The sequence below is a fragment of the uncultured Ruegeria sp. genome (genome assembly GCF_947489545.1).
Classification (GTDB): Bacteria; Pseudomonadota; Alphaproteobacteria; order Rhodobacterales; family Rhodobacteraceae; genus Ruegeria.
Map to the genome: position 1 here is coordinate 14,140 of NZ_CANLDZ010000022.1, position 12,046 is coordinate 26,185.

Consider the following 12,046-nt stretch of genomic DNA (forward strand, 5'->3'; position numbering starts at 1 on the left):
CGGATCGCATGCAAGGCAATGTGTCAATGAAAACAACACTATTCGAAGGGAACGGCGTAAAACCGAGGATTACGAGTCTTCGTTACAAGCCTTAGCTACAACCATTTTGCAAGGCATACAGAGTGATTGAAATTGCGCCGAGGCTTTAGGCTCGAAGCTGACATCCACGAAAATTTGCAAAGTTCGCTATTCTGCGTAAAACGGACGTTCTTGGCTACTGGTACTGCGCATGCAGCGAAAGTCCGGAAGGTGGCCAGCTAATCCGTGCCTTGCCTAGCAAATTGCAGGCGCGGCGAAAGTCTGTTTTGTCCGCCTTCCAGACCTTGCAACCGCCAAAGCTGGATCTATGACCCACCGAAAGCATCAGATGACCGCTTCGAACCCATTTGACATATGCTGCGCATCGCGCCAACAACCGCTTTATCCCGGCTTCTAGGCTGCTTCCTTGGCACCTTGCCAACAGATACCTTCAAGTTTGCATGCTTTCACGAGTATTCAACTGTATGGGGAACTCAGTTTTCTGCCCGGCACATTTCTAAAATGTTCCTTATCGAATATCGAGCCAACTCCGGCGGGTTATGTCGAGAACTTTACAAAATTATCGTGTAAATATAATAAGTAAATATAGAAATGGTAGTTTTTTAGACTGAAATTCCAATAATCTGTTGAGAAGTTTACAAAATTATATTTTAAAATTAGATAGTTATTGTGGAATTTTTCTGGGTGTCTCCATACTCAATTTGCACGAATGTGCTTTTCCATCATCTGGAAGAGGAGCCAGGCGGTGGAAAGTGAAAATGGGAGGAATCTATGACTAACAAAAACGTCACACGCCGCGGCGTGTTGAAGTCTGGTGCCGTCGCAAGTACCGGATTAGCCCTACCTACTATCTTTACAGCTTCATCTGCCGCAGCTTACACGAATGAGCCGACAGGCTCTTCGGTTGTTTTGGGTTTTAACGTACCTCAAACCGGACCTTACGCTGAAGAAGGCAATGATGAGTTGCTCGCTCAGCAATTAGCCGTCGAACACCTGAACGGTGAAGGCGATGGCGGTTGCATGAATACCTTCTCTTCGAAGGTTCTCAAGGGCAATGGTATCCTTGGCAAGAAAGTCGAATTCGTTACTGGCGATACCCAGACCAAGTCGGACGCTGCTCGTGCGTCGGCCAAATCCATGATCGAAAAAGACGGGGCGATCATGATCAACGGAGGATCGTCCTCGGGTGTGGCTGTTGCTGTTCAAGGCCTTTGCCAAGAAGCTGGCGTAATCTTCATGGCTGGTCTGACCCACGCGAATGACACCACGGGCAAAGACAAGAAAGCCAATGGTTTCCGCCATTTCTTCAACGCCTACATGTCGGGCGCCGCGCTGGCGCCAGTACTTGCAGCTGAGATGGGTAAAGAACGTCGTGCGTATCATCTGACGGCCGACTACAATTGGGGCTGGACCCAGGAAGAGTCGATTGTTGCATCTACGGAAGCCATGGGATGGGAAACGGTTAACACGGTCAAAACACCGCTCGCATCGACGGACTTCTCGTCCTACATCACGCCGGTTTTGAACTCAGGTGCTGATGTTCTGGTTCTGAACCATTACGGCGGGAACATGGTGAACTCACTGACCAACGCCATTCAGTTCGGGCTGCTCGACAAAGTCGCGAATGGCAAGGACTTCAAGATCGTTGTGCCATTGTACTCGGAGTTGATGGCCGCTGGCGCGGGCGAGAACATCAAAGGCGTGCTGGGTTCGATGAACTGGAACTGGCAGCTGCAGGATGAGGGCACCAAAGCCTTCGTAAAATCCTTCGGTGAAAAGTATGGCAAGCCACCGTCAAATTCCGCCCAAACCTGCTATGCACAGACGTTGCTGTATGCGGACGCGTGCGAGCGCGCAGGCACCTTCAACCCATGTGGTGTTGCAGAGGCGCTGGAGGACTTTGAGTTTGACGGACTGGGCAACGGCCCGACCTGGTATCGCGGAGCGGATCACCAGTGCTTCAAGGACGTACTGGTTGTGCGGGGCAAGGAAAACCCGACCAACGAGTATGACACGCTGGAAATCGTGGAGATCACGCCGCGTGCGCAGGTCGAGTACGATCCTGAGCATCCGATGTTTGCTGGCGGCGAACTCGGCAAGTGTAATCCCGGCGCTTAAAATATTCTGGCTGAGATCTGGCTGCCACTCGGTGGCCAGACACTCGTGGCCGGGTAAATCAGCCCGGCCCATACCGCTCAACACACTCTGACCAACCTTGAGGTGGGCCGATGGACGCCATCCTATTGCAGATACTCAACGGGCTGGACAAAGGTTCGGCTTATGCGCTCATTGCGTTGGGCCTGACTTTGATCTTCGGCACGCTCGGTGTCGTGAATTTTGCCCACGGGGCCCTGTTCATGATCGGTGCGTTCTGTGCCGTGACCGTGCAAAAGCTCATGGGCCTGAGTTTCGAAACTCTTGACGAAACCCAGAAGGATTTTCTGGGAAACCCGTTAAAGGTTGAAACCCCTTACGTAGAAGCGTGGTTCGGTCCGGAGGTTGGCGCCACAATCATTGACTGGTCCGTCCCGCTGGCCATTCTTTTTGCGATCCCGATCATGTTGCTGGTCGGGTATGTGATGGAACGAGGTTTAATCAAGCATTTCTACAAGCGCCCGCACGCAGACCAGATTCTTGTGACCTTCGGCTTGGCAATCGTTCTGCAGGAAATCGTCAAGTATTTCTTTGGTGCGAACCCTATCCAGACACCTGCGCCAGATGCGCTAAGCGGCTCGATTGATTTAGGCATCATGGTCGGCTTTGATACGAACGCAATAATCTATCCAATCTGGCGGTTGGTTTACTTTGGCTTTGCTGTCGCAATCATCGGTGCGGTCTTCTCATTCCTGCAATTCACAACCTTTGGGATGGTTGTCAGGGCCGGGATGGCGGATCGCGAAACCGTTGGGCTTTTGGGTATCAACATTGACCGAAGATTCACTATCATGTTCGGCATCGCCGCTGCTGTAGCCGGGCTTGCCGGAGTGATGTACGGGCCGCTGAACCCTCCAAATTATCACATGGGCATGGACTTTCTGGTTCTCAGCTTCGTCGTGGTTGTTGTCGGCGGCATGGGTTCATTGCCTGGGGCAGTATTGGCAGGGTTCCTTTTGGGTATCTTGGAAAGCTTTGCCTCAACGACCTGGGCCACCACTACGATACCCGGCATCAACCAGATCATCATATACCTTGTTGCCATCGTCGTGCTGCTGACGCGCCCGCGAGGGTTGATGGGCCGCAAAGGCGTGATGGAGGAATAAACAATGTTGGGACTGAATAAAAAAGACACCAGCTTACTCATCGTTGTTGCCATCCTCACGTTATTGGCACCGTTCATTCTGAACCCGTTCCCAACCGACAGTGCAATGGCGCAGTTCAACGCGGGATACCCGGACCTGATGCAGCGCTTCGTGATTTTCGGGATATTCGCGATCGGATTTAACATTCTGTTCGGCCTGACGGGTTATCTGTCCTTTGGCCATGCGGCGTTTCTTGGGGTAGGTTCTTACTCTGCCGTCTGGATGTTCAAACTGCTCAGTTACAGCGTTATCCCCGCTATCGCGCTGAGTGTTGTCGTGGCAGGTTTGTTTTCACTACTCATCGGCTTTGTCAGTCTGCGTCGTTCGGGAATCTACTTTTCAATCCTGACTCTGGCCTTTGCACAGATGAGTTTTGCCTTAGCCTATTCGGTTTTGTCCAACCCAAAGTTTAACCTCACTAACGGCGAAACAGGGCTGCAGGTTTACTCAGACGACCCGCAGATTTTGCAGAGTGCGAACGCTCCGGACTTGCCACATCTGTTCGGTGTCCCGATGCGTGCGACCTATACTCTGGACGCCGGGGCCTGGAGTTTCGACTTCAACGCCGGATACTATATGTGCGCCGTGATCATGATGGTGGTGTTTTATCTGGCGATCCGCATTTTCCGTTCGCCATTCGGTATGATGCTTCGCGCTGTAAAATCAAACCAGCAACGGATGAACTACACTGGCCTGAATTCCAAGCCCTATACATTGGCGGCGTTTGTCATTTCGGGCATGTATGCTGGTCTGGCTGGTGGGCTGATGGCGGCCATGGACCCGTTGGCAGGCGCAGAACGTATGCAGTGGACCGCTTCGGGTGAGGTTGTTCTAATGACCATTCTCGGTGGGTCTGGCACTCTGATTGGACCGGTCCTGGGAGCAGGTTTCATCAAGTACTTTGAGAACATCTTCTCAAAGATCAACGACAACGTGCTTCACAGTTGGTTTGCATTCCTACCAGACGGGCTCGAGGACGCAGTTGTATTCGTCATACACCCGTTCATCGGCAAAGGATGGCATCTGACACTTGGCATCTTGTTCATGCTTGTCGTGATTTACCTTCCAGGCGGTCTTGTTGAAGGAGGTCAGCGCATCTTGAACCGCTTAAAACGAAAGAAGCCACAAACCGATGAAACCAAGTCGGGCGAATCCGAGCCGGCAGAATAGGGGTAAGCGACGATGGCAATCCTGAAAGTCAAAGACGTAAGCAAGAGGTTTGGTGGCCTCAAGGCCCTTACCGATGTAAACCTGAGTGTCGAAGAAAACTCGGTTCACGCCATTATCGGCCCAAACGGTGCAGGAAAGTCAACTTTGCTCAATTGCCTTGTGGGTAAGTTGATGCCTGATACCGGTGCCGTGTTGTTTGACAATGCTTCGGTTCTTGGTCTTGAGCCCTATCAGATCAACCAGATGGGTATAAGCCGAGTATTCCAAACTCCGGAGATTTTCGGTGAGTTGACGGTTATGGAAAACATGCTGATCCCAATTTTCGCGATGCGGGATGGTGCCTTCCGAATGCACGCCTATGAGACGATTGCCAACGAAACAGCGATTGTTGAGCAGGCCGAAGCGATGCTTGAGGAAATGAATATGGCGGATAAACGTCATATGCACTCAGCGTCGCTTTCGCGTGGCGACAAGAGGCGGCTGGAAATTGGCATGTGCCTCAGCCAAAACCCTCGACTTTTGCTGCTTGATGAACCCACCGCCGGTATGGCGCGAGCGGACACCAATAACACAATCGATTTGCTGAAGCAGATCAAAGATGAACGGGACATTACCATCGCGATCATCGAACACGACATGCATGTGGTGTTCAGCCTTGCCGAAAGGATTACTGTCCTGGCGCAAGGTACCCCGTTGGTGGAAGATGTCCCGGAAAAAATCCGCGGCCACCCTAAGGTTCGAGAAGCCTACCTAGGCGAAGCAGCGTGAGGTCAATGCTATGAACGAGAAACCTGACTTTTCGAAGAACGCAAACATAGCCAGCACGGCCCCGGCGTTTCTGTCCGTGTGGGATATGCATTCATACTATGGCGAAAGCTACATCGTTCAGGGTGTTAGCTTTAACGTGCACGAAGGTGAAATTTTGGCCTTATTGGGCCGAAACGGTGCTGGAAAGACTTCGACGTTGCGCTCGATAGCTCGTTTAGGGGATCCAGAAGTCAGGCGCGGGGAAATTTGGCTCGATCATCAACCTCTTCACAAGATGGCCAGCTATGAGGCCGCAACAGAAGGTCTCGGACTTGTGCCCGAAGACAGGCGGATCATTCCAGGGCTGACCGTGGAAGAAAACTTGCAGCTGGCCCAGATCGCACCTCCGGTTGGCTGGTCGTTGGAACGGCTCTACGAATTGTTTCCGAGACTTGGCGAACGTCGCAAACAAGAAGGGATCACCTTGTCCGGCGGCGAACAGCAAATGCTTTCGATTGCGAGAGCGCTGGCCAGAGACATCAAAGTTCTGTTGTTGGATGAACCTTATGAAGGTTTGGCCCCGGTAATTGTCGACGAGATCGAGAAGACACTTGTCCACGTTAAGCAACAAGGTATGACCACAATAATCGTCGAGCAAAACGCGGTCCGCGCCCTTGAACTGGCTGATCGAGCGATCATTTTGGATACTGGAAGCATCGTTTTTGACGGTACAGCAAACGATGTATTGGAGAATAGCCAGCTTAGGGAAGAGTATTTGGCGATCTAACCTTTGATAGGGTCTTGTGCTTTTGTCCCTACGAATGGAGATCTCCAACTGGTATCAAAATGCCAAATACGTCAATTTCGCCGAATAAGGCTTCGAGTGATCCCAACTTGCTTGACGAAGAGTAGCTGGATGGTGGTCAACACTATTTTCTAAGGTTTTTGGCAAACTTACTTGATGGTAAAAACCGCCAGTGTTCCGAAACTCTCCAACCTGCAAAACTATAGAGACTCGCAAGCTTGACCTTATCCAGATCGCTACCCTATCCCTGCTTCAGTGAACGACAAGTAAGTAGCGCGTGGCAGTAGCGTCGACAGAGGTTTGCTGGTGTCGGCTTCCTGAACTTCAAACCAGACACCCTAGCAGCGTTCGACAAAGGGGGTTGTGCCCTCCCGCAACCACTAAAACAAACAAGGCTCCGAAAGGCGGATTTGTGCGTTCTGAGTAGCTCACAACGCAAGCAGGCCCCACACTGCGAAGCCCTATTCTTCCGTAATCAAACCAGTGTCGGAAAGTACGCTGCGATTTACTAGAGGAGCAGTTTCATTCTCTTGTGTGAACAGGTGAAGGGCACGCAGCTATCGGCGAGGTTTGAAATTTTATTTCGTTTGTGTCGCGAAAACCGAAATTTCATGACAGCGTGGGCGTGATGGTTTAACTGTTCTCTTTAGACAAAAGAAGACAGCGTCTCGGTGAATTCTGTGGAACAAGTGGCCTTTACGTTTGAAATGGGAGTGGTTTGCGCTCTGTTGGCCTTTACCGTCTTTCTATTTGTATCCGAAATTGTCAGAATTGATCTTTCCGCCATATTGGTCCTCGTGATTGTTGGTCTGCTGAGCTACGCGCCAGGGCTTCAGAACCTCGCAGATGTTACGCATCTTTTTGATGGGTTTGCCTCAAACGCCGTGATTTCCATCATCGCGGTCATGATCGTCGGCGCGGGTTTGGACAAAACGGGCATCATGAACAAGGTCGCGGCGGTTATTCTGAAATACGGCGGCACATCCGAGGGTCGGGTTTTGCCGATCATATCGGGTACTGTCGGTGTTATTTCGTCCTTCATGCAGAATGTCGGGGCGGCAGCATTGTTTCTGCCGGTCGTCAGCCGAATATCGTCAAGGTCCGGGATTCCCCTGTCGCGGCTGCTGATGCCCATGGGATTTTGCGCCATCTTGGGTGGCACAATGACGATGGTTGGTTCGTCGCCACTGATATTGCTGAACGATCTAATCCTGACGGCAAACGAAGGCCTGCCGGACGGTCAAAAAATAGCGCCGTTTGGCCTTTTCTCGGTAACGCCTATAGGGGCGGCCCTAATTCTGACTGGGATCGCGTATTTCCTACTGCTGGGGCGGTGGGTGCTGCCAGGTGGCACCGGGTCTGAAAACACCGGGACGGGGCAGGGTACGCAGGAGTATCTGCAACGTGTCTACGGGCTCAAAGCGGATGTTTTTGAGGTAATTGTGCCAGCCGAAAGCCCTTTGGTGGGGCAGGTTCTGGCTGATATCAACCATGAAAACCACCTGTACATTATCTCGACATTCTACCGTGGTAAGACCTCAATGGTGCAGGTTTTAACGGCCGAGATTGCCGCGCCTTGTCGGCTTGCCATCATTGGACGACGCTGGGTCGTGGAGGAATTCGCGCAGAAATTTGGGCTGACCGTTCTTCCGGAACTGGATATCTTTGTCGAAGAGTTTGCGCCTACCAATGCCGGAATTGCCGAAGTGGTTGTGACACCCGACAGCAAGCTGATCGGAAAATGCCCTCGTGAGCTTTTGTTTCGCAAGACCTATGGCATGTCCTTGCTTGCCATCCACCGAGGCGAGGAAACCCTCAGCCACGTCGAGTCAGAAACACATGACTCTACCCAGATCGGGCTTGAAAACTTTCATGCTGGGGACATGCTGGTTGCCCACACTAGGTGGGACAACCTGATGCGGATCAAGCGGGATCCGGACTTTGTTGTCGTTACAACGGACTTTCCGCAAGATGAACTGCGTCCACAAAAGGTCGGGTGGGCCTTGGCGTTTTTCGCAATTTCACTGTCACTGATTTTGTTCACTGACGTTCGATTGTCTCTTTGCTTGCTGACCGGAGCGGCCGGAATGATGCTCACCCGAGTGCTTAGCGTCGACGAGGCCTATCGCGCCGTCGGATGGAACACTGTATTCCTGCTCGCCTGCCTCATACCGCTGGGGCAAGCCGTGCAGAATACCGGAACTGCCGCGTGGATTGCGCAGCAGATCATGATCATTCTCAACGGCTGGCCGATTTGGGCACTTCAGGCCGGCGTTGCGATATTGGCCACGGCCTTTTCGCTGGTGATGTCAAATGTCGGAGCCACAGTTTTACTTGTTCCACTCGCCGTATCGATTGCGGTCGCGGCCGGCGGCAACCCTGCCGTCTTTGCGCTGACAGTGGCTATTTCGACCTCCAACAGCTTTATCATTCCGACGCATCAGGTGAACGCTCTGATCATGGGCCCTGCGGGCTATAAAGTTATGGATTTTGTGCGCTCCGGTGGGGTCATGACAGTTCTATTCTTGGTGGTCTCTCTCTTGATGTTGAACTTAATCTACTGAGCAGGGTGCTTAGCGGCGTTCTGTTTCTTTGGTCGGGAAATAGGTCACCTGGAAGTGCCAGATATTTTGGCGAACGGGTTATGGCCTCAGATGAAATTATCTGTGGATTTTGTATCCAATATCCCATAAGACGTCTTTGGCAGGCCTTTCAGTGTGAACTGGTCCGGCAAGTCGTTGCTCTGGCAGCTTTTGAAACGTTCAGGAAAGTAGACGCGAAATGCCCAAGACGATCTTCTCTGGCACCATGCCGGCCTTGATGACACCCTGCAAAGCTGATCGGACGCCGGATTATGATGCCCTTGTCAAAAAGGGCAAAGAGATGATCCAGGCCGGGATGTCTGCAGTGGTCTATTGTGGCTCGATGGGGGACTGGCCCCTTTTGACCGACGCTGAACGGATGGAGGGGGTCGAACGCCTGGCGGCTGCGGGTCTTCCGGTTGTAGTTGGAACCGGCGCGATCAACTCGAAATCAGCGGTGGCGCATGCGGCTCATGCCCAGAAGGTGGGCGCCGTCGGCTTGATGGTGATCCCGCGGGTTTTGTCGCGTGGGTCATCCATGGCGGCGCAGGAACATCATTTCAAAGCAATTCTGACGGCGGCACCTGATGTGCCAGCGATCATTTACAACAGCCCGGTCTATGGTTTTGCCACCAAGGCAGACCTGTTCTTCGCGTTGCGATCCGCACATCCAAACCTTGTTGGGTTCAAGGAATTCGGTGGCAAGGACGACCTGCGCTATGCGGCAGAGCATATCACATCCAAAGATGACGAAGTCACCCTGATGGTGGGTGTAGATACCGAGGTCTACCATGGGTTTGTGAATTGCGGGGCCACCGGATCGATTACCGGGATCGGAACAGCCCTTCCGAAAGAGGCGCTGCTTTTGGCGGCGCTCTCTCAGAAAGCCGCCGCAGGCCATGCCGAAGCCCGGAAACGTGCGCTTGAACTGGAGGAGGCCTTTGGCGTTCTCGCGAGTTTTGATGAGGGCACAGACCTAGTTCTCTATTATAAACACTTGTTGGTGCTGAATGGTGAGGAGGAATATCGCCTCCACTTTAACGAAACCGATGAATTGACGGATGCGCAGCGCAATTATTGCGAACAGCAATATGCTCTGTTCCGCGCCTGGTTTGCCGACTGGTCCCGTCAGGGCGGGATTATCACTGAATGCATGTAATCGACAGCCATACAGGTGGAATGCCCACGCGGGTAATTCTGGAGGGCGGTCCGGATTTGGGGTCCGGGCCGCAGGAACTCCGCGCCCAGAGACTGGCTACCGAGCATGAAGCGTTCTACAAATCCGTTCTGCTGGAGCCACGCGGGCAGCCCGGCATGGTTGCAGCGCTGCTCGTCGACCCGGTGGATCCCAGCTGCGAGACCGGAGTGATCTTCTTTGACGCCGACGCGGTGCTGGGGATGTGTGGACATGGTACTATTGGTTTAGGCGTGACGCTTGCACATCTTGGTCGGATTGGGACGGGGTCTCATAAGATCGAAACCCCGGCTGGCGTGGTAACGATAGACCTGCTGGATCCGAATACCGTGCGAGTCACCAATGTCGAAAGCCGCCTCGTGCAGACGGCTGTCACGGTCGAAACAAAAAACTACGGCGCGGTAACCGGCGATGTCGCCTATGGTGGCAACTGGTTCTTTATAGTCGAGCCAAGCCCAATACGTGTGGTGCCGGGTAACATCCGTCAAATGACAGATATGGCAATCGAAATCCGCGAAGCCTGCGTGGCGCAGGGAGTTGGTGGCGAGAACCACGAGCCTGTCGATCACGTCATCTTTCAGGGTACCTCTCCGAATGCAGGTGTTCACAGTCGCAATTTCGTGCTGTGTCCGGATGATCAGTACGACCGATCGCCTTGCGGCACAGGCAGCTCTGCGCGGTTGGCGTGTCTCGCTGCCGCGGGCCGCTTGGCACCGGGGGACGAAATCCTGCAGGAAAGCGTGATCGGCAGCCCTTATAGACTGTCTTACCAACCTGGGCCGAACGGTGGTGTGACCCCCTCGCTGACCGGGCAGGCCTATGTGATGGCCGAAGGTAAACTGATCTTTGACGACGACGATCCGTTTCGGGCAGGTATCTACCGCTGACGCCCGCCGGGTGCCGATTTGTCAGCGGCTCCTGCGATCCCACCTCTTCGGCGGAACAACATTATGCGACCTGAAACAGAGAACGATATTGTGGTGATCGGTGCCGGTAGTATCGGCATCAGCACAGCGCTCGAGCTACAAAAACGGGGTCGCAATGTACTCGTGCTGGACCGCGAAGGAATTGCCGCTGGCGCGTCGCGTGGCAATGCCGGAGCCTTTGCCTTTGCTGAAATCGAACCATTGGCCAAACCCGGCATCATGCGCAAGGCGCCGAAATGGCTGCTGGATCCGCTGGGCCCCCTGTCCGTTCCACCGGCCTATGCTTTGAACATAACCCCCTGGATGCTCAGGTTCTGGCGCGCAAGCTGGCGTGATCGTTATGAGGTTTCGATCAATGCGCAATCTGCCCTTATGGATCATTCTCGCGCAGCGCTTGAACGGCAAATCGCCGATGTGGATGGCGAAGCTCTGATACAGCGCGATGGCCAGTTGCAGCTATTCGAAGGAGAGGTTGAGTTTCGCGCAAGTGAAAAGGATTGGGACTTGCGCAAGACACGCGGCATCCCGTTTGACCTTCTGCACAGCCCGGACGCAATCGCCGAGATTCAGCCCGGGCTAAATCGCCGCTTCACCCATGCAGGCTTTACGCCGACCTGGTTGAACACTGTTGATCCGCAAAAATGGACCCAGCATCTCGCGTTACAATTCCAAACCCGTGGGGGTCCTATTGATGTCACTCAGATCACCGCGTTGACGCCGGTGGAAGATGGTGTGGTTCTAAGTACACCAAGTGGCGATGTCCGGGCACGTCAGGTCGTCGTTGCCGCTGGCGCTTGGTCTCATAGGTTGGCGAAGTATCTTGGCGACCACATCCCGCTGGAAACCGAGCGTGGTTACAATACGACCCTGCCACAAGGGGCGTTTGACCTGCGCACCCATCTGACTTTTGGCGGGCACGGGTTTGTCGTTTCACGGATCAATGACGGTGTTCGGGTCGGAGGCGCGGTCGAGCTGGGCGGCCTTGAACTGGCGCCGAACTACAAACGCGCCGACGCGCTTTTGGCAAAAGCGGGACAGTTTCTGCCTGATCTCGACATTAGCGGTGGCACTCAATGGATGGGGTTCCGCCCGTCATTGCCGGACAGTCTTCCGGTGATCGACAGATCGGCAAACACTCCAGCAGTGCTATACGCCTTTGGACACGGCCATTTGGGGCTGACTCAATCCGCAGGAACCGCAGAGCTTGTGGCAGATTTGGTGACGAACGCCACACCGACCATTGATCTGTCGCCTTTTACGGCGTCCCGCTTCTGATACGGAGG

The 12,046-nt window shown here is 53.5% G+C and carries 9 protein-coding genes; all 9 read left to right on the top strand.

Annotation, left to right across the window (positions count from 1 at the left end):
* Window positions 1-810 precede the first annotated feature (810 nt).
* The 9 genes from Q1B13_RS22365 (at window position 811) to Q1B13_RS22405 (ending at window position 12,038) form a co-directional block, all read left to right on the top strand.
* A complete protein-coding gene (locus Q1B13_RS22365) occupies window positions 811-2,157 on the top strand; it encodes a substrate-binding protein (protein WP_298937630.1) in 1,347 nt (448 codons plus the stop codon).
* A 110-nt stretch (window positions 2,158-2,267) separates the two neighbouring features.
* Window positions 2,268-3,299, top strand: coding sequence for a branched-chain amino acid ABC transporter permease (locus tag Q1B13_RS22370; RefSeq protein ID WP_298937629.1), 1,032 nt, complete (start codon window positions 2,268-2,270; stop codon window positions 3,297-3,299).
* Window positions 3,300-3,302: 3 nt separating this feature from the next.
* On the top strand, window positions 3,303-4,508 hold the full coding sequence (locus Q1B13_RS22375) for a branched-chain amino acid ABC transporter permease (RefSeq protein ID WP_298937628.1): 1,206 nt from the start codon (window positions 3,303-3,305) through the stop codon (window positions 4,506-4,508).
* Window positions 4,509-4,520: 12 nt separating this feature from the next.
* Window positions 4,521-5,276, top strand: a complete 756-nt coding sequence (locus tag Q1B13_RS22380) for an ABC transporter ATP-binding protein (RefSeq protein ID WP_298937627.1) — start codon at window positions 4,521-4,523, stop codon at window positions 5,274-5,276.
* Window positions 5,277-5,286: 10 nt separating this feature from the next.
* Entirely contained in the window at window positions 5,287-6,042 is a 756-nt protein-coding gene (locus Q1B13_RS22385; protein ID WP_298937626.1) for an ABC transporter ATP-binding protein, read from the top strand.
* Between the two features lie 725 nt (window positions 6,043-6,767).
* Window positions 6,768-8,624 (top strand): SLC13 family permease, encoded by a 1,857-nt coding sequence (locus Q1B13_RS22390; RefSeq protein ID WP_298937633.1) that lies wholly within the window; start codon window positions 6,768-6,770, stop codon window positions 8,622-8,624.
* A gap of 217 nt (window positions 8,625-8,841) precedes the next feature.
* On the top strand, window positions 8,842-9,801 hold the full coding sequence (locus tag Q1B13_RS22395; protein ID WP_299084481.1) for a dihydrodipicolinate synthase family protein: 960 nt from the start codon (window positions 8,842-8,844) through the stop codon (window positions 9,799-9,801).
* Complete coding sequence (locus Q1B13_RS22400) at window positions 9,792-10,724, top strand: proline racemase family protein (RefSeq protein WP_299084478.1); 933 nt, start codon at window positions 9,792-9,794, stop codon at window positions 10,722-10,724. The genes Q1B13_RS22395 and Q1B13_RS22400 overlap by 10 nt, the downstream gene beginning before the upstream one ends.
* Window positions 10,725-10,787: 63 nt before the next feature.
* Window positions 10,788-12,038 (top strand): FAD-binding oxidoreductase, encoded by a 1,251-nt coding sequence (locus tag Q1B13_RS22405; protein ID WP_299084475.1) that lies wholly within the window; start codon window positions 10,788-10,790, stop codon window positions 12,036-12,038.
* Window positions 12,039-12,046: the final 8 nt, after the last annotated feature.

Bases quoted from the DNA above. Each gene is read 5' to 3' on its own strand.
- Q1B13_RS22365 (WP_298937630.1), top strand. From the start codon at position 811: ATGACTAACAAAAACGTCACACGCCGCGGCGTGTTGAAGTCTGGTGCC.
- Q1B13_RS22395 (WP_299084481.1), top strand. From the start codon at position 8,842: ATGCCCAAGACGATCTTCTCTGGCACCATGCCGGCCTTGATGACACCC.
- Q1B13_RS22390 (WP_298937633.1), top strand. From the start codon at position 6,768: ATGGGAGTGGTTTGCGCTCTGTTGGCCTTTACCGTCTTTCTATTTGTA.
- Q1B13_RS22380 (WP_298937627.1), top strand. From the start codon at position 4,521: ATGGCAATCCTGAAAGTCAAAGACGTAAGCAAGAGGTTTGGTGGCCTC.
- Q1B13_RS22405 (WP_299084475.1), top strand. From the start codon at position 10,788: ATGCGACCTGAAACAGAGAACGATATTGTGGTGATCGGTGCCGGTAGT.
- Q1B13_RS22385 (WP_298937626.1), top strand. From the start codon at position 5,287: ATGAACGAGAAACCTGACTTTTCGAAGAACGCAAACATAGCCAGCACG.
- Q1B13_RS22400 (WP_299084478.1), top strand. From the start codon at position 9,792: ATGCATGTAATCGACAGCCATACAGGTGGAATGCCCACGCGGGTAATT.
- Q1B13_RS22375 (WP_298937628.1), top strand. From the start codon at position 3,303: ATGTTGGGACTGAATAAAAAAGACACCAGCTTACTCATCGTTGTTGCC.
- Q1B13_RS22370 (WP_298937629.1), top strand. From the start codon at position 2,268: ATGGACGCCATCCTATTGCAGATACTCAACGGGCTGGACAAAGGTTCG.